Origin of the sequence: Actinoplanes sp. NPDC023936 (assembly GCF_040639325.1) — a bacterium.
GTDB lineage: Bacteria > Actinomycetota > Actinomycetes > Mycobacteriales > Micromonosporaceae > Actinoplanes.
On record NZ_JBEZZR010000003.1, the window covers coordinates 240133 to 264567 of the forward strand.

Here is a 24435-nt window from a genome sequence, read left to right on the forward strand (position 1 = left end):
GGCGTCAGCACCGCCGGCCGAGGCCGTGACAAGGGGCGGCGACCACCGGCGGCGGAGCGCCCGGGGCGCCCGGAAAGATCACCGGGCTGCACCTGATTTGCGACCCCGCGGCGCGGCCGGCGGCTCAACCGGACCGGCGCGGTGCCGACCCTACGACCATGACCGCAGGCAGCGCAGTGGATACAGCCGGGCTCCAGGTGGAGTTCCCCGGCGAAGCGGCCATGACCCCGGACCGGCAGAGCCTCCTGCTGGCCGAACTCGTCGCGTTCATGACCAAGGACACCCCCTCGGTCCAGCACGTTCTCGACCTGACCGGACCGCACCTGCGGGAGATCGCCGGGCTGACCGCCGCCACCGTCTACGAGCTGGACTCGGAGACCGGCATGATGACCGCCACCGCGCGGGTGGGCGAGCCCGGCCGGCGCGACCAGATGGTCGCCGGCAAGGTGTTCCGCACCCCGGCCGGCGGCAAGCCGGTGGTCAGCGGCGAGCAGATGGCGATCCGGCTGCGCATCGGCGGCCAGACCGTGGGCGTCCTGCTGCTCACCGGTTCGGCGCTCGGGGAGCTGCGGGCGGACACCATCGCGACGATGGCGCTGCACTTCGCCACCACCCTGCAGGGGCTGGCCGCGGAGAAGGAGCGGCAGTTCGTCGCGCACAGCAGCGCCACCATCCAGGGACTGTTCGAGCAGGGCATGACGGCCGGCAGCGTGGAGGCCGCCGCCGAGCTGCTGACCCGTGCCGCCACGACCGCGTTCCGCACCGAGCACGCCGGGATGCACCTGATCGACGGCGAGGGCCGGATCCGGTACGTGCACGGCGTCGGCTTCACGCCCGAGATCCGGAAGGGACTGGTCGACAGCCTGCTCGGCAAGGCTGCCACCGACTCCCCGCTGTGGCGCTCGGCCGCCGAGGCGGGCGAGCCGATCCTGGTCGCCGACGCGGCCATGTCCAGGACCCGGTCGAACGGGTTCGTGCAGTCGATCGGCATCCGGTCGTTCATCGCGATGCCGCTGATGTCGCGGACCGGCGCGGTCGGCATCGTGGTGTGCGGCGACTCCAGCAGCGGCCGGGAGTGGAGCGCCCGGGACCGGATCCTGGCGCAGCAGCTGGCCGCCGAGGGCGCGCTGATCCTGGACAGCGCCCGGATGCGGCAGGCCGCCCAGGTGCACGTCGACGAGCTCACCCACCACGCGTTCCACGACTCGCTGACCGGCCTGCCGAACCGGAAGAACCTGCTGGACCGGGCCGGGCAGGCGGTGGAGGCCGCCTACGCCACCGGTACCCGGATGGCCCTGCTGATGCTCGACCTGAACGGGTTCAAGAAGGTCAACGACACTGTCGGGCACCACGTCGGCGACGTGCTGCTGCAGCTGGTCGGCAAGCGCATGCTGGAGGCGGTCCGCGGGCCGGACCTGGTGGCCCGGCTCGGCGGCGACGAGTTCGCGGTGCTGCTCACCGCCGACCCGGACGAGCACGCCGCGGTCCTGGTGGGCGAGCGCATCTGCGCCCGGCTGCGCGAGCCGTTCGACATCGAGGGCGAGGAGGTACGCATCGGCGCGAGCATCGGGGTGGCCCTCTGCCCGGATCACGCGGCCGATTTCGGGGCCCTGATGCGCGACGCCGACGCCGCCATGTACGAGGCGAAACGCGGTGGCGGCGGGGTCCGGGTCGCAGCCCGGTGACGCGCCGATCATGACCAACAAGCCCGGATAAATCGGTCTGAAGGTGGTAATTTCGGGCGGCAACCGACCCGGAAGGACCGCTAGATGCTCGGGACCCACCTGTTAGTGGCCGCCACCGTGCTGGCCACCGGAGCGCCGGCCGGGGCCCCGGCACCCGCCCCGGCCCCGGCACCGGCCCCGGCCCCGGCACTGCGCGGCCCGCTCACCGAGATCACCTTCGCGATCTCGCCCGACCAGGTCACCCGGGGGTCGCGGGTCACCCTCTCCGGGTACGCGGGCGCCGGGAACAGCGGCAACGCGGCCCCGGTCGACGTCTTCTTCCGCCGGACCGAGAACGATCCGTACGTGCGGATCGGGCGCACGACCGCGGCGAGCTCGGGGCGGTTCAGCCTCACCGTGACCGCGACAGCGTCCGGCGACTACGAGGTGCTCTACCGGGGCAACAAGCGGCGCGGCCAGGCCTCCGCCAGCGACTATCTGGCGGTTTACACGACCCGTACCGTCACGCGGCTGATCTATGCCTGGACCGCCACCCGGATGCAGTGCCACACGGTCTGCCGGGCGCACGGCCCGGACCTGACGCTCGGCACCGGGCCGGTGCACCTCAGCTTCCGGCGTGACTGCGGGCCGACCCGGTCGGGCGGCAGCCTGGGCTTCACCCGCGACCCGTGGAACAGGCACGAGCCCGGCGACCCCGGCTGGCGGGACTTCAAGGACGGCGCCGGGCCGGTGGAGTTCGACCTGGCGCCCACCGAGCGGAACGGGCACTTCTATCTGACCTGGTCCAGCGTGCAGCGCGAGCGCGGCCAGGCAACGCTCTGCGACCTCTCGTTCACCGCCACACAGACCGTGAACGAGATCACCTACGTCTAGCCCCCGAGCGTGTGGCTTTGAGGTGCGCTCCGCACCCGAACTCCCCACACACGAGCGGAACCACCCGCGTGTGTTGAACTGAGGTGCGGATCGCGCCCCAACTCCACACGCGCGGGCCGGGCGAGCACCGCGTGTTGAATTCGGGTGCGGATCGCACCCCAACTCCACACACGCGGGCGGGCCCAGCACCGCGTGTTGAATTCGGGCGCGGATCGCACCCCAACTCCACACGCGGGGGGCTGGTGGGGCTAGACGAAGGCGCCGTGGCCGGTCACCGCCCGGCCCACGATCAGCGAGTTGATCTCGCGGGTGCCCTCGTAGGAGTAGAGCGCCTCGGCGTCCGCCACGAACCGGCCGATGTCGTAGTCGAGCACGATGCCGTTGCCGGCCAGCAGCTCACGGGCCCAGCCGACGACCTCGCGCATCCGGGTCGTGCAGTACGCCTTCGCCAGCGCCGAGTGCTCGTCCTTGTAGACCCCCTCGTCCTGGAGCTGGGCCAGCCGCACGCACATCCCGAGCGACGCCGTCACGTTGCCGACCATCCGCACCAGCAGGTCCTGGACCAGCTGGAACTTGGCGATCGGGCGGCCGAACTGCTCCCGCTCCTTCGCATAGTCCAGGGCGATCTCGTAGGCCGCCAGCATCACGCCGACCGCCTGCCACGCGACGCCCGCGCGGGTCTGCCGGAGGACCTTCGCGGTGTCCTTGAAGGAGGTGGCCCGCTGCAGGCGATCGGCTTCCGGCACCCGGACGTCGTGGAGGGTGATGTCCGCGTTCTGCACGATCCGCAGCGCGATCTTGTTCTCGATCTTGGTGGCGGTGAGGCCCGGCGCGTCGCCCGGCACCACGAATCCCTTGACCTGATCGTCCGAGGTGTCGCGGGCCCACACCACGATCAGATCGGCGAACGTCGCGTTGCCGATCCAGCGCTTCGCGCCGTTCAGCACCCAGGAATCGCCGTCGCGCGTGCAGGTCGTGCGCAACCCGGCCGCCACGTCGGAACCACCCGTCGGCTCGGTCAGCGCGAACGCCCCGATCTGGTCGAACGCGGTCATCGCCGGCAGCCACCGCTCCTGCTGCTCGGGCGACCCGCAGGTTTGGATGCTGCCCATGGCGAGGCCGGCGTGCACGCCGTAGAACGTCGCCATCGACGCGTCCGCGTGGCCCATCTCCAGCGCGAGCCATCCGTTGAGCAGCGATGACCGTTCCGCACCGGCCAGCCCGAGCCCGGCGAACCGCTTGATCAGGTGGGTCGGGAACTCGGCTCTGGACCAGTACTCGTTCGCGATCGGCGTCACCTCGGACGCCAGGAAGTCCCGCACGCGCTGAACGATCGCGGACTCGTCCTCCGTCAGGAGGCCCTGAAAGGCGTAAAGATCTCCGGCAAGCATGTTCCGTTCGTACCCCCACGACGCCGCACCTAGACTTCGGTCCCATGCTCACCATGCAGGATGCACTGGCCCGGTTGACGGCGTATTGGACAGATCAGGGCGCGCTCGTCGTCCAGCCGATGAACACCGAGGTCGGCGCCGGCACCCTGAACCCGGCGACGTTCCTGCGCGTGCTCGGCCCGGAACCGTGGAAGGTCGTCTACGTCGAGCCGTCGGTGCGCCCCGACGACTCCCGGTACGGCGAGAACCCGAACCGCCTGCAGACGCACACCCAGCTCCAGGTCGTCCTCAAGCCCGACCCCGGCAACCCGCAGGAGCTCTACCTGGGCAGCCTCCGGGCGATCGGCATCGACGTCGCCGCCCACGACGTGCGGTTCGTCGAGGACAACTGGGCCTCCCCCGCCCTCGGCGCCTGGGGCCTGGGCTGGGAGGTCTGGCTGGACGGGCTGGAGATCACCCAGTTCACCTACTTCCAGCAGGCCGGCGGCCTGAACCTCGACCCGGTCAGCGTCGAGATCACCTACGGCATCGAGCGCATCATCATGGCGCTGCAGGACAAGACCCACTTCAAGGAGATCGAGTACGCGAAGGGGGTCAGCTATGGCGAGGTGTTCGGCCAGTCCGAGTACGAGATGTCGCGCTACTACCTCGACGACGCCGACATCGAGGCCAACCGGAGACTGCTCGACCTCTACGCCGGCGAGGCGCAGCGGATGATCGACGCCGGCCTGCCCGTCCCGGCGCACACCTTCGTGCTGAAGTGCTCGCAGGCGTTCAACGTCCTCGACGCCCGCGGCGCCGTCTCCACCGCCGAACGGGCCGCCGAGTTCGCCCGGATGCGCCGCCTCGCCGGTGAGGTCGCGAAACTCTGGGTGGCCCGCCGCGCCGAGCTCGGTCTCCCCCTCGGGACCGCGCCGGCCCTCGACGCCGCACGACCGGCGGCCAGCACCCAGACCAGCAGCGACGCGCGCACCCTGGTCTTCGAGATCGGCACCGAGGAACTGCCGCCGGGCGAGCTGCGCTCGGCCCGGGCGCAGCTGTCGCGGCTGGTCACCGAGGGTCTGGCGGGCACCCGGCTGGCCCACGGCGAGATCCGGGTCTACGGCACGCCGCGCCGGCTCATCACGGTGGTCCAGGCGGTGGGCGCGCGCGAGGACGATCACGTGCGCCAGGTCAAAGGACCCAAGACCGCCGCCGCGTACGGGCCGGACGGCGCGCCGACCAGAGCACTGGAGGGCTTCGCCCGGTCCCAGGGGGTAGCCGTCGACTCCCTGACGACCGTGGAGATCGGGGGCGTACCCCATGTGGTCGTCGAGAAGCAGGAAGCCGGCCGCGCGGCGCCCGCCGTGCTCGCCACCGTGCTCGCGCAGGTCGTCACCGGCCTGCGGGCCGCCAAGAACATGCGCTGGAACGACCCGAAGCTGTCGTTCAGCCGGCCGATCCGCTGGCTGACGGCGCTCTGGGGCGACGACGTGGTGCCGGTGACCGTCTCCACGCTCGCCGCCGGGCGCACCACCCGGCTGCTGCGCACCGCCGCCGAACCGGTGATCGCAATCGAGTCGGCCGAGACGTTCCTGGAGACGCTCGGGGTGAACGGCATCGTCGCCGACCACGAGGACCGCTGGGAACTGATCGTGATCGGGGCGCAGGACCTCGTCTACCCGGACGGGAAGATCGACGTCAAGGGCGAGGCGGCCCTCATCGATCAGGTCACCGACCTGGTGGAACAGCCGCTGCCGCTGCTCGGGACGTTCGACGAGTCGTACCTGGACCTGCCGGACGCGGTGCTCACCACGGTGATGCGCAAGCACCAGCGCTACCTGCCGGTGCGGGACGCGGACGGCGCGCTGCTGCCGATGTTCGTGACGGTGGCGAACGGGCCGGTCGACGTCGAACTGGTCCGGGCCGGCAACGAGGCGGTGCTGCGGGCCCGGTACGAGGACGCGGCGTTCTTCTACCGCGCGGATCTCGCGACGTCGCTGGAGGACATGCGGTCCCGGCTGGACCGGCTGACGTTCACCGACAAGCTGGGGTCGATGGCGGATCGGGCGTCGCGGATCTCCGCTCTCGCGCGTGCCCTGGCCGCCGGCCTCGGAGTGTCGCCGGGTGCGCTGGAGCGGGCCGCGTCGCTGGTGAAGTTCGACCTCGGGTCGCAGCTGGTCACCGAGATGACCAGCCTGGCCGGGGTGATGGCGCGGGACTACGCGTTGCGCGCCGGTGAGGAACGGGCTGTCGCGCAGGCGGTGTACGAGGCCGAACTGCCCCGCAACACCGGGGACGAGCTGCCGCGTACCGTCACGGGTGCCCTGCTCTCGGTGGCCGACCGGCTGGACGTGATCGCCGGACTGGCCGCGACCGTCGGCCTGCCCACCGGCAGCAGCGACCCGTTCGCGCTGCGCCGCGCGTTCCTCGGGCTGATCGCGGTGCACCGGGCGACGCCCGCGCTGGCCGAGCTGGACCTGGTCGACGCTCTGCGGGTGGCCGCCGCGGCGCAGCCGGTGCCGGTCGCGGCCGACGTGGTGCCGGCGTGTGCCGACTTCCTCGCGAAGCGGCTCGAGCAGGTGCTCACCGAGGAGGGGCAGCCGGTGGACCGGGTCCGGGCGGTGCTGGCCCGTGAGGGCCGGCCGGCGCGGGTGGACTTCCTGCTGGCGCAGCTGGGTTCGGCCGTCGACGATCCGGACTTCCGGGCGGTGGCGGCTGCGGTGCAGCGGGCCCGGCGGATCGTTCCCGCGGGCACCGAGTCGTCGTACTCGGCTGCGGCGTTGACGGAGCCCGCGGAGCTGGCGTTGCACGCTGCGGTGGGCGCCGTCTCTGACTTCTCGGACATTTCCGGATTTGTGGGGGCGACGCGGGGGCTCGTCGCGCCGCTGAACACGTTCTTCGACGAGGTGTTCGTGATGGCCGACGATCCGGCGCTGCGGGCCGCCCGGCTGGGTCTGCTCGCCACCGTCCGGGACCTCGGCGAGGGACTGCTCGACTGGGCTCACCTGCGCCTCCAGTGAATGCCGTACCCCCGGCCCCCGGTTGTGCCGTCGCCGGTCGCCGGTTGCGCCGTCGCCGGTCGCCGGTCTCGCGCAGCGGGGGCTGCGCGACCGCTGGGAGTCAGGGGCCCGGAGCGGCGCGGGTGGGAACGCACCGACGCCCGCCCGGCGCGGACGAGAGCACACCCAACCCCGCCCGGCGCGGGATGAGGGCACACGCAAGCCCGCCCGGCGCGGGATGAGGGCACACGTAAGCGGCCCGTGCGTCCTCATCCCTGCCCTGGCGTCGACGTAAGCGCACGATGACGTTATGTGCGACCTCATCCACGCTTGATCACCGATTCCGGCCGATTGACGGCCGCGCTGTCGCCACCCCGGGACACCGAGATCCCGCGCCGGCTCCGCGCCCGATGCGCCAGCCCCGCCCGGTGCGCCGGCCCCGCCCGGTGCGCCGGCCCCGCCCGGTGCGCCAGTTCCGCGCCCGGTGCGCCGGTCGTTCACCCCCCCGGGGCAGCCCCCACATCGACGCGACCGCCTGCGTAGGCTCCGCGGGACGGGTCCGAGGTCGGGAGGGGCGGTTACCCGTACCGCAATGGCTTCTCCTCGTTCATGAGGGCTTCTCTCTCCCGACGAATCGGTCACCTGGACTTTCGGCGGACAGTCCGGCGGCACGCGCCGGACCCGAAAATCTCGTGGAGGAGAACGTGGCAGATCGCCGTCAGGTGCTGCGCATCGGAGCCGCGGCCGCCGCCGCTCCCGCGCTCGCCGGCACCATGGCCGCACCCGCGCTGGCCCGGCCCGGTGAGAAGGCCGCGCAGGCCGGGGCCGTGCTGGCCGGGACCGGCAGGAAGGCCGCGCCGCTGATCGTCGGGCACCGGGGCGCCTCCGGCTACCGGCCGGAGCACACGCTCGCGGCCTACGAGCTCGCGGCGCGGATGGGCGCCGACTACATGGAGCCCGACCTGGTCATCACGAAGGACGGCGTGCTGGTGTGCCGGCACGAGCCGGAGATCGGCGGGACCACCGACGTGGCGTCCCGGCCGGAGTTCGCGAACCGCAAGCGGACGGTGCTGCTCGACGGTGTCAGCGTCACCGGCTGGTGGACGCACGACTTCACCCTCGCCGAGCTGAAGACGCTGCGGGCGACCGAGCGGATCCCGGCGATCCGGCAGCAGAACACGCTGTACGACGGCCGGTTCGAGGTGCCGACGTTCCAGGAGGTCCTGGACCTGCGTAAGCGCCTGTCGAAGGAGCTCGACCGGGATCTCGGCGTGTTCCCGGAGACGAAGCACCCGACGTACTTCAAGAATCTGGGTCTTGCTCTGGAAGGGCCGCTGGTGCGGACGCTGCGCCGCAACGGCCTGGACCGGCGGGGCGCGAAGGTGTTCGTGCAGTCGTTCGAGGCCGCGAACCTGCGGGAGCTCGCCGACAGGTACCGCGTCGCGGTGCCGCTGGTGTTCCTGACCGGCGCGACCGGCGGCCCGTTCAACGACCCGCGCAGCTACGCGGACTACCTGACCCCGGCCGGGCTGAAGGAGCTCAACGACTTCGTGAGCGGCCTCGGCCCGGAGAAGACCCAGATCATCCCGCGGAAGGCGGACGGCACGCTCGGCACGCCGACCAGCCTGGTCCGGGACGCGCACCAGGCGGGCCTGAAGGTCATCCCCTACACGTTCCGGGCGGAGAACTCGTTCCTGCCGGCGGAGCTGCGGGTGGGCACCGACCCGAGCGCCTACGGCAAGGCCATCGACGAGCAGGTCACGTTCCTCCGTACCGGGATCGACGGTCTTTTCACCGACAACCCGGACGTGGGCGTCCTGGCCCGCACGCTGATCTGATCAACAAAAGGCCCGGCGCTCTGATCAACGAAAGGCCCGGCGCTCTGATCAACGAAAGGCCCGGCGCTCTGATCAATGAAGGGCCCGGCGCGTGGAACGCGCCGGGCCTCAAGAACTATTTCTCGACCAATGTCGGGAGAATTCCCGAGAAGTCCAGCTTGTAGCCGAAGCCGCTCGCCACGATGAACAGCAGGCCGAGCAGCACGCCCAGCACCACGACCGCGAAGAGCAGGTAGCCGATCACGGTGCCGAGCGGGCGGCGGTTGCCGGCCACGGTGACCCCGCTCTCGCTGACCGTGGCCTCGCCGGCGCCCCAGGCGAGCGAGCGGATGCCGAGGGCGAAGAGCACCGGCAGGCCGGCGCCGAGGAGCAGTCCGGCGAGGAGTACCCGCCAGGCGCCGTCGAGGGCGAATCCGAGGTTGTGCATGGTCGCCTCTCTCAGCTGGCCGGAGCCGGGACGGGGGGCTTCTCGGAGATCGCGGAGATCTCGCTGCCGTCCCACTCGTCGTTGACATTGTCCGCGTCGACCCGGCCGGACCGCGACCGCAGCCACATCCCGACCGAGACCAGTACGAGCAGGGTGAACACCACGAGCGCGCCGGCCATCCCGCCGACCGCGTCACCGATCCACCACATCAGCGCGCCGACCAGGCCGGCCGCGGGCAGGGTGATCAGCCAGGCGCCGACCATGCGGCCGGCGACCGCCCAGCGGACCGTGGCGCCGGGACGGCCGAGGCCGGAGCCGAGCACCGAGCCGGTGGCGACGTGCGTGGTGGAGAGCGCGAACCCGAGGTGGCTGGACGCCAGGATGACGGCGGCGGCGCCGGACTGCGCGGCCGTGCCCTGCGGCGGGCTGATGTCGGTCAAACCCTTGCCGAGGGTACGGATGATCCGCCACCCGCCGAGGTAGGTGCCGAGCGCGATGGCGAAGGCGGCGGACACCTTGACCCAGAGCGGGATGTTCGCGGTGTCGCTCCAGTGGCCGCTCGCGATCAGCGCCAGCGTGATCACGCCCATGGTCTTCTGCGCGTCGTTGGTGCCGTGCGCCAGGGAGACGAGCGAGGCGCTGCCGATCTGGCCCCAGCGGAAGCCCTTGTCGGTGAAGCGCGCCGCCACACCCGCCGTGATCTTGAAGATGATCCAGGTGCCGGCGGCGGCGACGACGGCCGCGATGACCGGGGACAGCACCGCCGGCAGCAGCACCTTGCCGACCACGCCGTCCAGCTTCGAGCCGTCGCCGTTCCAGTTGACGCCGCCCCAGCCGAGGCCGGCGATGGTCGCGCCGACCAGGCCCCCGAAGAGCGCGTGCGAGGAACTGGAGGGGAGGCCGACCAGCCAGGTCAGCAGGTTCCAGACGATGCCACCGACCAGACCGGCCAGGATGATCAACAGGAGACCGCTGCCGCCGTCGGCGAGGAGCTCGGTTTTCGGCGCGCCGGTCTTGTCCTGGATCTTGACCACGGCGTTGGTGACGGTGAGCGCGACCTCGACGGAGAGGAAGGCGCCGACCAGGTTCAGGATCCCGGAGAGCGCGACGGCGGTTTTGGGCCGTAGCGCCTTTGTCGCGATGGAGGTGGCCATCGCGTTCGCGGTGTCATGGAACCCGTTGGTGAAATCAAAGGCCAGGGCCGTGAGGACCACCAGCGCCAAGATCACGGATGTTTCTGTCACGCCGTGATCGTGACCGACACACCCGCGCGGCGGCCAGAGGGTGAGCGGCACATGTACAAGGTTCCGCTCGCGTTTACCTGCCGTTTTCCAAATATGAACGGACGGTGATCGCATCGGCATCTGTGCGTGATGTCAACGCACGACGCATGAACATTTCTTTATGTACGTTCGGACGGTAACGCAATACCGGCCGGACCCAGTGGTCCGGCCGGCATCGACGAGCAACGATCACTCAGTGGGCTCCAGGACCACCTCCGCGGTGCCGGTCTGCGGCGGGGCGCCGGTGTCCGTGTACGAGGCCACGAAGACCGCCGTCAGCCCCTCCGCCCCGGCGTGCCCCGGGTCCACGAACGTCGTGATCGATCCGGTGCAGCCGGCCGACGTGGAGAGCGGGTGACCGTGCTCCGCGTGACCGAGGATGTACGTCACTGTCACCCGCGCGCAGTCCACCGGCTGGTCGTCGGTGACCTGCACCTCGTAGTTCACCGTGTCGCCGAACTGGAACGGCTGCCCCTCGACCGGCGTCACGAACTCGACGGCCGGGGCCAGGGTGCCGACCGGCAGGATCACCTCGGCGGACGCGGACCGTCCGGTGCTGTCGGTGACCTTGAGGACCGGCCGGTAGTTGCCGTTCTCGGTGAACGTGTACGTGGCGTTCGGCTGCCGCGAGTCGACCCGGCCGTCGGCGTCGAAGTCCCACGCGTACCGCAGGGCGTCGCCGTCCGGATCGACGGTGCCGGCGCTGGAGAACGACACGGTCAGCGGCGCCTCACCCGAGGTGGGCGTGGCGGTGACCCGCGGGATCGGCGTCCGGTTGCCGCGGACGTAGTCGAACCGGGAGAGCTGGGCGTCCGGGTTCTCGGCGAAGTACCCGTCGCCGTACTCCAGGACGTAGAGCGCGCCGTCCGGGCCGAACTCCAGGTCCATCGGGTTGTCGAAGACCAGCTCCGGCAGCACCGGGTCGATCTGCGTGACCTGGTTGCGGCGGTCCAGGTGGAACGCCTTCACGTAGTCCCGGGTCCACTCGGCGAACAGCGGCAGGCCGTCGAACGTCTCCGGCCACTTGATCGGCGAGCGCAGCCGCTTGTCGTAGTCGTAGGCCGGCCCGCCCATCGGGCCGATGCCACCGGTGCCGAGTTCGGGCCACTGGGCGCTGGCCCCGTACGAGTAGGCGACCTCGGCCCGCTCCACCGGCGGCAGGTTGCGCAGCCCGGTGTTGTTCGGCGACTCGTTGACCGGCGCCGCGCAGTTGAACGGCGCCCCGGAGACGCCGGTGGCGAAGTCGTAGTCGACGTAGGGCATGTCCGGCTGCACGCAGTACGGCCAGCCGTAGTTCGCCGGCTTGTCGATCGCCATCCACCGCCCGTGCCCGGCCGGTCCGCGCGCCGGGTTCGCGGCCTGCGCGTCCGGTGAGTAGTCGGCCATGTAGACCACGTTCGTGTCCGGGTCGACGGTGAACCGGAACGGGTTGCGCAGGCCCATCGCGTAGATCTCGGGCTTGGTCTTCGGGGTGCCCGGCTTGAACAGGTTGCCGCGCGGCACGGTGTACCGGCCGTCCCGGCCGACCTTGATCCGCAGCAGCTTGCCCCGCAGGTCGTTGGTGTTGGCGGAGGTGCGCTGCGCGTCGAAGACCGGGTTGCGGTTCGCCCGCTCGTCGATCGGCGCGTACCCGCTGGAGAAGAACGGGTTGCTGTCGTCACCGGTGGAGAGCAGCAGGTTGCCCGCCCGGTCGAAATCGATCTTGCCACCGACGTGACAGCACTGGCCGCGGTCGGTCGGCACCTGGAGGATCTTCTGCTCGGTGTTCAGCTTCAGCGTGTTGCCGACCAGCTTGAACCGGGACAGCTGGAGGTGCCCCTTGAACGGCGCGAAGTCGGCGGCGGTGCCCTCCGCCGGCGCGTCGCCCTCGTTGACCCCGGGGGTCGCCGGGTCGTCGGTCGGCGTGTTCAGCACCGGCGAGTAGTAGACGTAGACCCACTTGTTGTGCTGGAAGTCCGGGTCGATCGCGATGCCCTGCACGCCCTCCTCGTCGTGCAGGTAGACCGGGATCGTGGCGGCGAGGACGTTGCGGCCGGTGGAGGGCTCGTGGATGCGTACCTCGCCGGTGCGGGCGGTGTGCAGCACCCGCCGGTCCGGCAGCACGGCGAGCGCGATCGGCTCGCCCGGGAAGTCGTCGAGGGTGACCTTCTGGAAGTCGGAGGACGGCGGGAGGTCGTGCCCGGGATGGGCGACGGCCACGGCCGGGGCAACCAGGACGGCTGCTCCGGCGAGCGTGAGAACTGCGAGTCGGCGCAACATCAGAAACGGAGCCCCTTCAGGTACGCGTATCCGCGCTGAGCGGTGACCAGGGCGTCGGCGGGAGTCCGGGGCGGAGAGCCGGCGTCGTCACGCTCCACGATGTACTCGACCAGTCCCGCCTCACGGGAGTGCTCGAAGATCCGGCCGAAGTCGATCAGGCCGTCACCGGGGTCGGCGAAGCTGGCGTTGGCGTCCAGGTCCTTGACGTGGACCTGGCGGATCCGCCCGCGATGCTTCTTGATCAGGTCGACCGGGTCGCTGGCCCCGCGGTACGCCCAGAACAGGTCGACCTCCAGGTGCACGAGACGCGGGTCGGTCTCGCCGGTGAGGATGTCGAATCCGGTCACCCGGGTGCCCGGCCGGACGTTCTGGGTCTGCGGGAAGAACTCGGCGTGGTGGTTGTGGTAGCCGAAGCTCAGCCCGGCCTGGCGGGCCAGCGCTCCGGCTTTGTTGAGGTCGGCGGCGAAGGCCCGGTAGACCGCCGCGTCCCGGATCGGGCCGGTCGGGCCCTGGCCGAAGAACGGGTGGACGATGAACTTGTTGCCGACGATCGCGGCGTCCTCGAGGGCGCGCTTCCAGGTGTCGGCGTTGAACGGCTGCGGGATGCCGACGTGCCCGGAGGTGGCGCGGAGGCCGGCGTTGTCGAGGGCGGCGCGGAACTGCGCGGCGGTGCGGCCGACGAAGCCGGCGTGCTCGATGCGGGTGTACCCGATCTCGGCGAGCTCCGCGAGGCTGCCCTCCAGATCGATGGCGAGCTGGTTGCGCAGCGTGTAGAGCTGCACGCTGATCTGGTCCCGTGGTACGCGGCTGAGCCTTCCGTGTCCCCCGGATCCGGCGGTGGCGGCGGCCGCGGGTGTGGCGAGCGCACCGGCGGCTCCGGCCGCTGCGGCGGCGCCGAGCAGCCCGCGGCGACTGAGTGACTGCGGCATTGCGGTCCCCCCTTATCGATCCATCTACATGAATCGAGAGGTTACCGAGGTGTTTCGTCCACAGTGAAGCTAAGTTTCTTCAGATCAAGCAAAAGTTCCCGCACACACAGCAAAACCCCGCCGCCGCGCCGCGGGGTTCGCCGGTCCTGATCAGGAGATACGGGCTTCCGCGTCGGTCGCCGCGATCGCGTCGGCCAGCACGGAAAGGCCCGAACGGGCCTCCTCCACGGTGAGCGTGAGCGGCGGGCCGAGCCGGATCACGTTGCCGTAGAGCCCGCCCTTGCCGACCAGCAGCCCGCCCTCCCGGCACCTGTCGAAGACCCGCAGCGTGGCGGCCGGGTCCGGCTCGGTGGTGCCGGGGCGGACGAACTCGACGGCGATCATCAGCCCGCGTCCGCGCACCTCGCCGACGATCGGCGCCGTGATCTCGCGCAGGCCGCCGAGCAGGATCGATCCGACCCGTTGCGCGTTACCCTGCAGGTCGTGGTCGAGGACGTAGTCGAGCACCGCGTTGCCGGCCGCCGCGCTGACCGGGTTGCCGCCGAACGTGGAGAAGCTGATCGCCGGCACCGCGTTCATCACCGCGGCCCGGCCGACCACGCCACCGAGCGCGAACCCGTTGCCGATCCCCTTGGCGAAGGTGATCAGATCCGGGACGACGCCGTGCGCCTGGTACCCCCAGAAGTGCTCGCCGGTGCGGCCCCAGCCGGTCTGCACCTCGTCGGCGATCAGCAGGATGCCGGATTCGGAGAGGACCTTCTGGTACGCGCCGAGCAGCCCGTCCGGCCCGTGGACGAACCCGCCGACCCCCTGGATCGGCTCGGCGATCAGCGCCGCCACGTCGCCCGCGGTGACCGTGGCGAGCACCTCGCGCAGGTCGTCGACGGCCGCGTCGAGCAGGTCGCCGCCGGACAGCCCGGCCATCCGGCCGCGCAGCCGGTCGGCGGAGGAGAGCCAGTTCACCGTGAGCGGGCTGAGCGAGCTCGACGACCAGCTCCGGTGCCCGGTCACGGCCATGGTGGCGAACGTCCGGCCGTGGTAGCTGTTCTTGATCGCCAGGATCTGGTTGGAACGGCGCACGTTCGCGGCGAAGAGCAGCGCCGACTCGTTCGCCTCGGATCCGGAGTTGGTGAAGAAGACCCGCGCGTCCGGGATGCCGGAGAGCCGGGCGATCTTCTCGGCGAGCTCGACCTGCTGCCGGATCAGGTAGAGCGTGGAGGTGTGCGCGACGCCGGTGCCGATCTGACGGCGGACCGCGTCGCTGATCTCGGCGATGTCGTAACCGATCATCGTGGTCAGCACCCCGCCGAAGAAGTCCAGGTAGGTGCGGCCGTCAGCGCCGGTGACGTGACGACCACGTCCGGACACGATCTCGATCGCGTCGTCGCCGTAGTACACCGGCATCCAGCCGGGCATGACCGCTCGATGCCGTTCCAGCAGACTCATCCGGTCTCTCCTCCTCAGGAATTCAGCGCCAGCCGTGGGGATGTCCCTGGCCGCGCCGGCCGCTGCCGCGGCTGGTCGGGAAGGCGGCCGAGGCGAGCACCCCGGCCAGGTCGTCGTAGCCGCCGGCGACCAGGCCGGCGGTGATCCGCAGGTGGTCGGCGGGCAGCGGGCCGACGCAGAACGGCGCGCCGGGCGCCGCCGCGACGCCGTGCGCGGCCAGGGCGACCATCGCGCTCTGCTGATCGGAAACGGTCATCCACAGGTTGATGCCGTCGGCCGCGGTGGCCTCGGCGCCGCGTGCGTGCAACACGGCCAGCAGGGCGGCGCGACGCGCCGCGTAGGTCTCCCGGGCGGCGGAGACCTGGGCGATCACCCGCCGGTCGGTGAGCAGGTCCAGCAGTACGTGTTGCAGCAGCCGGCTGGACCAGCCGGGACCGAGCAGCCGCCTGTCGCAGACCGCGTCGATCACGTGCGCCGGGCCGCCCACCGCCGCGAGCCGCAGGTCGGGCCCGTGACTCTTGGAGAAGCTGGCGACGTGCACGGTCCGGCCGGGCAGGTGCGTGCCGATGCTGACCGGCGGCGCGGTGGCGATGTCGCCGGCGTGGTCGTCCTCGACGACCAGGACGTTCGGCGCGTGCCGCAGGATCTCGGCCAGCTCCCGCGCCCGGCCCGGGTCCATGCTGGTCCCGGTCGGGTTCTGGGCGCGGGGCTGGAGGAAGAGCGCGACCGGCCGGTACTCGCGCAACATCCGGCGCAGCGCCGCCGGATCGAGCCCGCCGGCGTCCAGCGGCACGCCGATCACGGTGGCGCCGACCGCCTGGAGCAGGTCGAGCAGCGGCGCGAACGCCGGGTTCTCGACGAGCACGTGGTCGCCGAACCGCAGGGTCGCGCCGGCGATCCGGTCCAGGGCGTCCATCGCGCCGTCCACCACGGTGAGGCGTTCCGGCGGGTACGGCCACCGCTCCCGCAGCACCGCTTCCAGCTCCGGCAGCACCGGGTCGTCGAGATAGCTGCCGGCCCACCGCCCGTCGCCGATCCGGCGCAGCGCCTCGCTGAGGTCGGGCAGCAGCGCGGGGTCCGGCACGCCGGTGGACAGGTCCCTCGGCAGCGTCACGCTGACCCCGCCGAGCTGGGTGTATCGCAGCCGCTCCCGGGGCGGCAGCGGACCGGAGACGAACGTGCCGGACCGGCCGCGGGTCTGGATCGCCCCGGCCAGGATCAGGCTGCGCCATGCCTCGCTCACCGTGGTGGGACTGACACCGAGTTCGGTGGCGACCGAGCGCACGGTGGGCAACCGGATCCCGGCGGGCAGCCGCCCGGCGGTGATCAGCCGGCTCACGGCCGCCGCGATGCCCCGCGCGCTGCGGTCCTGAACCGCCCCGGTGATCAGAGTCAGCAAATTATCCTCTCCGAAACATTCCGTAACGTTCGGGCAATTGTTCGCCTCAATGTGTGTCGTTAGTGTCCTACGGCATCCGGCCGGGACAAGCAACCCCTGGCGCAGGACACACACCGAGGAGTAAACACACGATCACAGGCGCTTTTCCTGGCGCACTGCGCGTGCGAAAGATCAAAAGAGAGGGGCCGCAATGACGACCAGCGTCGTCCGCGCCGCCCTCGTCCAGACCACCTGGACGGGCGACAAGGAATCGATGATCAAGGCACACGAGGATTACGCTCGTGAAGCCGCCGCCCAGGGCGCGAAAGTGATCTGCTTCCAGGAGCTCTTCTACGGCCCGTACTTCTGCCAGGTGCAGGACGCCGCGTACTACGAGTACGCCGAGTCCATCCCCGGTCCCACCACCGAGCGCTTCCAGGCCCTCGCCGCCGAGCTGGGCATGGTCATGGTCCTGCCGATGTACGAGCAGGAGCAGCCCGGCGTCCTCTACAACACCGCCGCCGTGGTCGACGCCGACGGGAAATACCTCGGCAAGTACCGGAAGAACCACATTCCCCAGGTCAAGGGATTCTGGGAGAAGTTCTACTTCCGTCCCGGCAACCTCGGTTATCCGGTATTCGACACCGCGGTCGGCAAAGTGGGCGTTTACATCTGTTACGACCGGCATTTTCCGGAAGGCTGGCGGGCGCTGGGCCTGAACGGCGCGCAGATCGTTTTCAATCCGTCGGCGACCAGTCGCGGCCTCTCCTCGTACCTCTGGCAGTTGGAACAACCGGCGAGCGCCGTCGCGAACGAGTACTTCATCGGCGCGATCAACCGGGTCGGCGTCGAGGACCTCGGTGACAACGATTTCTACGGCCAGACCTACTTCGTCGACCCGGAGGGCAAATTCGTCGGCGACGTCGGCGACACGCACAACCCGGAGCTGATCGTCCGCGACCTGGACCTGAGCCTGCTCACCACGGTCCGGGACCGCTGGCAGTTCTACCGGGACCGCCGGCCGGACGCCTACGGGGACCTGGTGCGGCCATGAGCTTCCTGATCAAGGGCGGGACCGTGATCGGTCCCAGCGGGGCGATCCCCGCCGACGTGCTGGTCGACGGCGAGAAGATCGTCGCGCTCTTCGCACCGGGCACCGCTCCTCATCACGAGGAAACCATCGACGCCACCGGGAAGTACGTCATCCCCGGCGCCGTCGACGCGCACACCCACATGCAGCTGCCGTTCGGCGGCACCGCGGCGAGCGACACCTTCGACACCGGCACGAAGGCGGCCGCGATCGGCGGCACCACCACCATCGTCGACTTCGCCGTCCAGCGAACCGGCGAGGTGGTGCAGGACGGGCTCGCCGCCTGGCACGGCAAGGCGGACGGCAACTGCCACATCGACTACGCCTTCCACATGATCCTCGGTGGGGTGGACGACGAGTCGCTCAAGGCGATGGACCACCTGGTCGCCAACGAGGGGATCAGCAGCTTCAAGCTGTTCATGGCGTACCCCGGGGTCTTCTACTCCGACGACGGCCAGATCCTGCGCGCCATGCAGAAGGCCCGCGACAACGGCGCCATGATCATGATGCACGCGGAGAACGGGCCGGCCATCGACGTGCTGGTCAAGCAGGCCCTGGAGCGTGGCGAGACGGACCCGATCCACCACGGCCTGACCCGCCCGCAGGAGCTCGAGGCGGAGGCGACCAGCCGGGCCATCTGGCTGGCCAGCGTCGCGGCGGACTGCCCGCTCTACATCGTGCACCTCTCCGCGTCGAAGGCCCTGGAGCAGGTGGCCGAGGCGCGCGACCGCGGGCGCAACGTGTTCGCCGAGACCTGCCCGCAGTACCTCTATCTCACCCTGGAGGACCAGCTCGGCGCGCCCGGCTTCGAGGGCGCCAAGTGGGTCTGCTCGACGCCGCTGCGCAGCAAGCACGAGAGCCACCGCGCCGACCTCTGGCAGGGCCTGCGCACCAACGACCTGTCGGTGGTCTCCACCGACCACTGCCCGTTCTGCTTCAAGGACCAGAAGGAGCTGGGCCGCGGCGACTTCTCCAAGATCCCGAACGGGATCGGCAGCGTCGAGCACCGGGTCGACCTGATCTACCAGGGCGTGGTCGACGGCAAGCTGTCGCTGAGCCGCTGGGTCGAGACGATCGCGACCACCCCGGCCCGGATGTTCGGCCTCTACCCGCGGAAGGGCGTGATCGCGCCCGGCTCGGACGCCGACATCGTGCTCTACGACCCGAACGGGCGGACCCGGATCAGCGCCGAGACGCACCACATGAACATGGACCACTCCGCCTGGGAGGGCTGGGAGATCGACGGCAAGGTCGACACCGTCATCTCCCGGGGCGAGGTGATCGCCTCCGGTGGCGAGTACACCGGGCGGGCCGGCCGTGGCCGGTACGTCAAGCGCGGCCTCAGCGACTACCTGGTGTAAGGGGAAGGCTCACATGGACATCGGTGTAGTCCTTCAGAACGACCCACCAGCCCTGGAGATCGTCGAGTGGGCGAAGAAGGCCGAGGCCGCCGGCTTCAGTCACTTCTGGACCTTCGACTCGCACGTGCTCTGGCAGGAGCCGTACGTCGTCTACTCGGCGATCCTCGGCGCGACCGAGCGGATCGTGGTCGGCCCGATGGTGACCAACCCCGGCACCCGGGACTGGACGGTCACCGCCTCGCTCTTCGCGACGCTCAACGAGATGTACGGCAACCGGACGGTCTGTGGCATCGGCCGGGGCGACTCCGCGCTGCGGGTGCTCGGCCTGACCCCGCAGACCCTCGGCCAGCTCCGCGAGAGCGTCCAGGTGATCAAGGGTCTGGGCAACGGCGAGAAGGTCACCGTCCGCGGCAACGAGATCCAGTTCGCCTGGGCGGCGGACAGCCGCCTGGAGGTCTGGGTCGCCGCGTACGGGCCGAAGGCGCTCGCCATCACCGGGGAGGTGGGCGACGGGTACATCCTGCAGCTCGCCGACCCGGACATCGCCGAGTGGATGATCTCCGCGGTGAAGAAGGCCGCCACCAAGGCCGGCCGGGACCCGGACGCGATCAAGTTCTGCGTCGCGGCGCCCGCCTACGTCGGCGACGACCTGGCGCACCAGCGGGAACAGACCCGCTGGTTCGGCGGGATGGTCGGCAACCACATCGCCGACATCGTCTCCCGTTACGGCGGCGACGGCGGCGCGGTGCCCCAGGCGCTGACCGACTACATCAAGGCCCGCGAGGGATACGACTACGCCGAGCACGGGCGGGCCGGCAACAGCCACACCACGTTCGTGCCCGACGAGATCGTGGACCGGTTCTGCGTGCTCGGGCCGGCCGAGAGCCACCTGACCAAGCTCCAGCAGCTCAAGGAGCTGGGCGTCGACCAGTTCGCGGTCTACCTGCAGCACGACGCCAAGGACGAGACCCTCGCCGCGTACGGCGAGAAGATCATCCCGGCGTTCGGATGAGGAGAGTCCTCTCGGTACTGGCCGGGCTGCTGGTGGCAGGACTGCTCTGGGAAGGCTACAAGGCGGTCGGCAACCCCGAGGGGACGGTGCTGTTCGGCGTGCGGGTGCTCCCGCGCGCCGACGACCTCTCGATGCCGCACCTCGCCACGATCGCCGACCGGCTCGGCTCCCCCGAGCTGGCCGGCGGCCGCCCGGTCTGGCAGGTGGTGCTGGACGCCTGCGTCTTCACGCTCGGCATCACCGCGGCAGGCTTCCTGGCCGGCGCGCTGATCGGGCTGGTGCTGGCGGTCGCGATGCAGCGCTTCCGGATCGTCGAGCGCGGCCTCCTGCCGTACGTGATCCTGTCCCAGACCGTGCCCCTGGTGGCGCTCGCGCCGCTGATCGCCGGCTGGGGCGGCGTGCTCATGCCGCCCTGGGCGACGGTCGCGGTGATCGCCGCCTACCTCGCGTTCTTCCCGGTCGCGGTGGGCATGCTGCGCGGGCTCCAGTCGCCGTCCGCCAGCGGCGCCGAGCTGATGCGCAGTTACGCCGCGGGGTGGTGGCGCACGCTGGTGAAGCTCCGCTTCCCGGCGGCGCTGCCCTACCTCTTCCCGGCGCTGCGGCTGGCCGGCGCGGCCGCGGTGGTCGGCGCGGTGGTCGGCGAGATCTCCACCGGCACCCGCGGCGGCATCGGCCGCCTGATCATCGAGTACTCGCGGGAGGCCACCTCGGATCCCGCCAAGGTCTACACGGCCATGCTCGGCGCGGCGCTGCTCGGCCTGCTCGTGGCCGGCGCCGTCAGTCTCCTTGAAGTTCCGCTGATGAGGCACCGACGCCATGTGGAGGTGGTGACCCTATGACCGCCGTCCAGATCGAGGGCGTGCACAAGATCTTCAACAAAGGGCGACCCGACGAGGTGCTGGCCCTCTCCGACATCGACCTGCTCATCGCGCCCGGCGAGTTCGTCTCGCTGATCGGGCCGTCCGGATGCGGCAAGAGCACCCTGCTCCGGCTGATCGCCGACCTGATCCCGCCGACCACCGGCACTGTCACGGTGGCCGGCCGGCCCGCCGCCCAGGCCCGCAGGGAACAGGAGTACGGCATCGCGTTCCAGCAGGCCGGCCTCTTCGAGTGGCGGACCGTCCGGAAGAACGTCGAACTCCCGCTGGAACTGCGCGGCGTGTCCCGTGCCGGCCGCAAGGCCAAGGCCGAGGAGATGCTGGAACTGGTCGGCCTCGCCGACTTCGCCGGGCACTACCCGGCCCAGCTCTCCGGCGGCATGCAGCAGCGGGTCGCGATCGCCCGGGCGCTCGCCGTGCAGCCGCCGCTGCTGCTCATGGACGAGCCGTTCGGCGCGCTCGACGAGATGACCCGGGAACGCCTGCAGTCCGAGCTGCTCGCCATCTGCGCGAAGACCGCGACCAGCACGGTCTTCGTCACGCACTCGATCTCCGAGGCGGTGTTCCTCTCCGACCGGGTGGTGGTGATGTCCGCCCGCCCCGGCCGGATCACCGCGGCGATCGACGTCAAACTGCCCTCGCGGGACGAGGCAGGACGGCAGGCGCCGGCCTACTTCGAAAAGATCACCGAGGTACGCAAGGCGCTGCGCTCGTGAGGCGCGTGCTGCCACCCGTACTCGTCGGGATCCTCGCGCTGGTCCTCTGGGAGCTCACCGTCACGCTCGGCCGGATCGCGCCGTTCATCCTGCCGGCCCCGTCGGCGATCGGGCGGGAGCTGGCCGCCCAGCGGACGAACGTGTGGGAGGCGGCGCTCGCCAGCGGGACCAACGCCCTGGTCGGCCTGGTCTGCGGCACCCTGCTCGCGATCCTCGCCGCGCTGCTCGCCAGCCGGTCCCGGATCCTCGGCGAGGTCTCCGTCCCGTTCGCCGCGGTGATCAACGCGCTGCCGATCATCGCGCTGGCCCCGATCCTCAACAACATGTTCGAGTCGACGAGCAGCGTGCCGCGCCGCCTGGTCACCGCGATCGTGGTCTTCTTCCCGGTCTTCCTGAACCTGCTGCGCGGTCTGCGCGAGGTGAACCCGGTCCACCAGGAGCTGATGCGCACGTACGCGGCCGGCGGCTGGACGTTCGCCCGGAAGGTGCGCCTGCCCGGCGCGCTCCCCCATCTCTTCACCGGCCTGCGGCAGGCGTCGTCGCTGGCCGTGATCGCCGCGGTGGTCGCCGAGTACTTCGGCGGCCTGCAGGACGGGCTCGGCGCGCGGATCACCTCCGCCGCCGCGTTCACCGCGTACCCCCGTGCCTGGGCCTTCGTGGCCGGCGCCTGCCTCCTCGGACTGACCTTCTACCTCGCCACCCTGCTGCTGGAACGGCTCGCCATGCCGTGGCGGCAGCGGCTCATCTCCTGAGAGGTCCGCTATGCGCCCTGCTTCCATGCGTCTTGCTTCCATGCGCCTTGCTTCCATGCGCCTTGTTTCCGTTGCCGCCGCTTCCGTCCTGGTGCTGGCCGGCTGCGGCACCGCCGACACGCCCACCACCGCCACCCCGGGCGCGAGCGGCGCGCTCACCCCGATCAAGCTCCAGTTGCAGTGGTTCTACCAGGCACAGTTCGCCGGCTACATCGCCGCCGTCGACCAGGGGTTCTACGCCGAGCAGGGACTCGACGTCGAGCTGCTGGAGGGTGGCGTCGACATCGTCCCGCAGACCGTGCTCGCCCAGGGCAAAGCCGACTACGCGGTGGCCTGGGTGCCGAAGGCCCTGGCCTCCCGCGAGCAGGGCGCCGGGATCACCGACGTCGGCCAGATCTTCGCCCGCTCCGGCACCTACCAGGTGGCGTGGGCGGACAGCGGCATCAAGACCGCTGCCGACCTCAAGGGCAAGAAGGTCGGCAACTGGGGCTTCGGCAACGAGTTCGAGCTGTTCGCCGGCATGACGAAGGCGGGGATCGACCCGGGCAAGGACGTCACCCTGGTCCAGCAGCAGTTCGACATGCAGGCGCTGCTGAAGAAGGAGATCGACGCCGCCCAGGCGATGAGCTACAACGAGTACGCCCAGCTGCTGGAGGCGAAGAACCCGGCGACCGGCAAGCTCTACACCGCCGACGACTTCTCGATCATCGACTGGAAGAGCGAGGGGTCGTCGATGCTCCAGGACGCGGTCTGGGCGAACACCGAGAAGCTGAACGACACGGCGTACCAGCAGCAGACCGTGAAGTTCCTGACCGCCACGATCAAGGGCTGGGCGTTCTGCCGGGACAACGCCGAGAAGTGCCGTGACCTGGTCGTCGCGAAGGGCTCGAAGCTCGGCAAGAGCCACCAGCTCTGGCAGATGAACGAGGTCAACAAGCTGATCTGGCCGTCCACCGGCGGCGTCGGCGTGATCGACGAGGCGGCCTGGAAGCAGACCGTGGACATCTCGATGACCACCAAGAACCAGACCGGCGACTCGGTGCTCACCAAGGCGCCGGAGGGCCTGGCCTACACCAACGACTACATCACCCAGGCGGTCGAGGCCGCGAAGGCGGCCGGCGTGGACGTCACCGGCTCCGGCTTCCAGCCCGCCGCGGTGACCCTGGAGGAGGGCGGGGCCTGAGCTAGCCGGCTCCGCTTCGCTCCGCGGCGATTGCCTGGTAACCGGTGAGGGGGCAGGCGATTTCCCGCCACCCGCAAACCCCGCGGGCGTCGGCAGATCACTTGCCCCCTCACCGGCGGCAATCGCGGGAGAGCACCAGTGACGGAGTTACAGGGGGATGAGGCGGGCGGCGAGGGCTACCGCGCTCAGGTCGCCCTCGCGGAGCAGCTGGGCGGCGTTGCGTTCGTCGAGGGTCTCCAGGCGGGTGGCGGAGGCCTCGACCAGCGCCTCCTCACCGGCCAGCAGCCGGCGCGCGATGCGTGCCTGGGCCGGGCTCAGCTCCGCGTACGCCAACCGGTCCAGCGCGTCGACCGTCTGCTCGTCGAGCCGGCCCTCCATCGCCCGGTCCCGCACCACCTTGAGGAGCCAGCTGGGCCACCAGCTGTACCTGCCGACCACCGACCCGGAGGCGAGAGCCGCTCCCGGCGAGTGCCCGGCCGCGAGCATCCGCACCGCCAGGTCGTTGTCGAAACGCTCCATCCGCAGCGCGCCGACGAAGACCCGCAGGATCTGCTTGGTGGTGAGGAACTCCTCGGCCTCCGACGCGGCGTCGGCGAACCGGCCCTCCAGCAGGTGGCAGACGGCGTGCGCCTCGCCCAGCTGGAACGCGTCGCCGGAACGCTCCTCCAGCCGCTTCACGGTCTCGACGAGCCGGTCGACCGCCTTGGTGGCCCGCTCGGCCAGCTCCTCGCTGTTCGGCTTGTTCAGGTGACGGACAACGATGTCCGTGGCTATCTCGGCCTCCCGCCGCAGCAGCGGCGACGCGATCTTCGCGTTGAAGAGGTCACCGAGCCCTTCGGTGAGGAACGCGCTGTCGAAGCGGTCGGAGGCCTCGTGGAACTGCGCCCACCACGACGCCGGGTGTCTCCGTTGTTCAGTCACGCACTAAGCGTGACTGATCGGTAACGGACTGA

The 24435-nt window shown here is 70.6% G+C and carries 19 protein-coding genes; 11 read left to right on the forward strand and 8 right to left on the reverse strand.

The features are described from left to right. Positions 1-158: 158 nt before the first annotated feature. Positions 159-1685, forward strand: coding sequence for a sensor domain-containing diguanylate cyclase (locus AB0F72_RS05625; RefSeq protein ID WP_360425631.1), 1527 nt, complete (start codon positions 159-161; stop codon positions 1683-1685). Positions 1686-1769: 84 nt separating this feature from the next. Beyond that, positions 1770-2558 carry a hypothetical protein gene (locus AB0F72_RS05630; protein ID WP_360425634.1) on the forward strand — a complete coding sequence of 263 codons (789 nt, stop codon included), beginning with the start codon at positions 1770-1772 and terminating at the stop codon, positions 2556-2558. Positions 2559-2806: 248 nt separating this feature from the next. On the opposite strand, the gene AB0F72_RS05635 is transcribed toward AB0F72_RS05630, so the two are convergent. Then, the gene (locus AB0F72_RS05635) at positions 2807-3949 is read right to left on the reverse strand and encodes an acyl-CoA dehydrogenase family protein (RefSeq protein ID WP_360425638.1); all 1143 of its coding nucleotides are present in this window, start codon (positions 3947-3949) and stop codon (positions 2807-2809) included. Positions 3950-3993: 44 nt separating this feature from the next. Between AB0F72_RS05635 and AB0F72_RS05640 the strand changes: the two genes are divergently transcribed. Next, positions 3994-6951 (forward strand): glycine--tRNA ligase, encoded by a 2958-nt coding sequence (locus AB0F72_RS05640; protein ID WP_360425641.1) that lies wholly within the window; start codon positions 3994-3996, stop codon positions 6949-6951. A 683-nt stretch (positions 6952-7634) separates the two neighbouring features. Then, complete coding sequence (locus AB0F72_RS05645) at positions 7635-8768, forward strand: glycerophosphodiester phosphodiesterase (RefSeq protein WP_360425644.1); 1134 nt, start codon at positions 7635-7637, stop codon at positions 8766-8768. A gap of 115 nt (positions 8769-8883) precedes the next feature. Here the strand turns inward: AB0F72_RS05645 and AB0F72_RS05650 are convergent, their stop codons facing one another. From AB0F72_RS05650 to AB0F72_RS05675, 6 genes are all read right to left on the reverse strand, one after another. After that, positions 8884-9195: a hypothetical protein gene (locus AB0F72_RS05650; protein WP_360425647.1), complete on the reverse strand. Its 312-nt coding sequence runs from the start codon at positions 9193-9195 to the stop codon at positions 8884-8886. Positions 9196-9206: 11 nt separating this feature from the next. After that, positions 9207-10439 carry an inorganic phosphate transporter gene (locus AB0F72_RS05655; RefSeq protein ID WP_360425650.1) on the reverse strand — a complete coding sequence of 411 codons (1233 nt, stop codon included), beginning with the start codon at positions 10437-10439 and terminating at the stop codon, positions 9207-9209. Positions 10440-10667: 228 nt separating this feature from the next. Further along, positions 10668-12737, reverse strand: coding sequence for a PQQ-dependent sugar dehydrogenase (locus AB0F72_RS05660; RefSeq protein ID WP_360425652.1), 2070 nt, complete (start codon positions 12735-12737; stop codon positions 10668-10670). Beyond that, positions 12737-13666 (reverse strand): TIM barrel protein, encoded by a 930-nt coding sequence (locus AB0F72_RS05665; protein WP_360425655.1) that lies wholly within the window; start codon positions 13664-13666, stop codon positions 12737-12739. The genes AB0F72_RS05660 and AB0F72_RS05665 overlap by 1 nt, the downstream gene beginning before the upstream one ends. A gap of 150 nt (positions 13667-13816) precedes the next feature. Beyond that, the gene (locus AB0F72_RS05670; RefSeq protein WP_360425657.1) at positions 13817-15112 is read right to left on the reverse strand and encodes an aminotransferase class III-fold pyridoxal phosphate-dependent enzyme; all 1296 of its coding nucleotides are present in this window, start codon (positions 15110-15112) and stop codon (positions 13817-13819) included. A gap of 22 nt (positions 15113-15134) precedes the next feature. Continuing rightward, the gene (locus AB0F72_RS05675; protein ID WP_360425660.1) at positions 15135-16511 is read right to left on the reverse strand and encodes an aminotransferase class I/II-fold pyridoxal phosphate-dependent enzyme; all 1377 of its coding nucleotides are present in this window, start codon (positions 16509-16511) and stop codon (positions 15135-15137) included. A gap of 190 nt (positions 16512-16701) precedes the next feature. Between AB0F72_RS05675 and AB0F72_RS05680 the strand changes: the two genes are divergently transcribed. The 7 genes from AB0F72_RS05680 to AB0F72_RS05710 are packed head-to-tail and all read left to right on the forward strand — an operon-like array spanning position 16702 to position 23482. Continuing rightward, positions 16702-17544, forward strand: a complete 843-nt coding sequence (locus tag AB0F72_RS05680; RefSeq protein WP_360425663.1) for a nitrilase-related carbon-nitrogen hydrolase — start codon at positions 16702-16704, stop codon at positions 17542-17544. Next, positions 17541-18941, forward strand: a complete 1401-nt coding sequence (hydA, locus tag AB0F72_RS05685) for a dihydropyrimidinase (RefSeq protein ID WP_360425666.1) — start codon at positions 17541-17543, stop codon at positions 18939-18941. The genes AB0F72_RS05680 and hydA overlap by 4 nt, the downstream gene beginning before the upstream one ends. Before the next feature lie 13 nt (positions 18942-18954). Beyond that, positions 18955-19953, forward strand: coding sequence for a TIGR03842 family LLM class F420-dependent oxidoreductase (locus AB0F72_RS05690; protein WP_360425669.1), 999 nt, complete (start codon positions 18955-18957; stop codon positions 19951-19953). After that, on the forward strand, positions 19950-20792 hold the full coding sequence (locus AB0F72_RS05695; RefSeq protein ID WP_360425672.1) for an ABC transporter permease subunit: 843 nt from the start codon (positions 19950-19952) through the stop codon (positions 20790-20792). Before AB0F72_RS05690 ends, AB0F72_RS05695 begins: the two co-directional genes overlap by 4 nt. Continuing rightward, positions 20789-21547 (forward strand): ABC transporter ATP-binding protein, encoded by a 759-nt coding sequence (locus tag AB0F72_RS05700; RefSeq protein WP_360425674.1) that lies wholly within the window; start codon positions 20789-20791, stop codon positions 21545-21547. Before AB0F72_RS05695 ends, AB0F72_RS05700 begins: the two co-directional genes overlap by 4 nt. After that, positions 21544-22299, forward strand: coding sequence for an ABC transporter permease (locus AB0F72_RS05705; RefSeq protein ID WP_360425677.1), 756 nt, complete (start codon positions 21544-21546; stop codon positions 22297-22299). The genes AB0F72_RS05700 and AB0F72_RS05705 overlap by 4 nt, the downstream gene beginning before the upstream one ends. A gap of 55 nt (positions 22300-22354) precedes the next feature. Further along, positions 22355-23482: an ABC transporter substrate-binding protein gene (locus AB0F72_RS05710; protein WP_360425680.1), complete on the forward strand. Its 1128-nt coding sequence runs from the start codon at positions 22355-22357 to the stop codon at positions 23480-23482. A gap of 147 nt (positions 23483-23629) precedes the next feature. Here the strand turns inward: AB0F72_RS05710 and AB0F72_RS05715 are convergent, their stop codons facing one another. Beyond that, positions 23630-24403, reverse strand: coding sequence for a hypothetical protein (locus AB0F72_RS05715; RefSeq protein WP_360425683.1), 774 nt, complete (start codon positions 24401-24403; stop codon positions 23630-23632). Positions 24404-24435 lie beyond the last annotated feature (32 nt).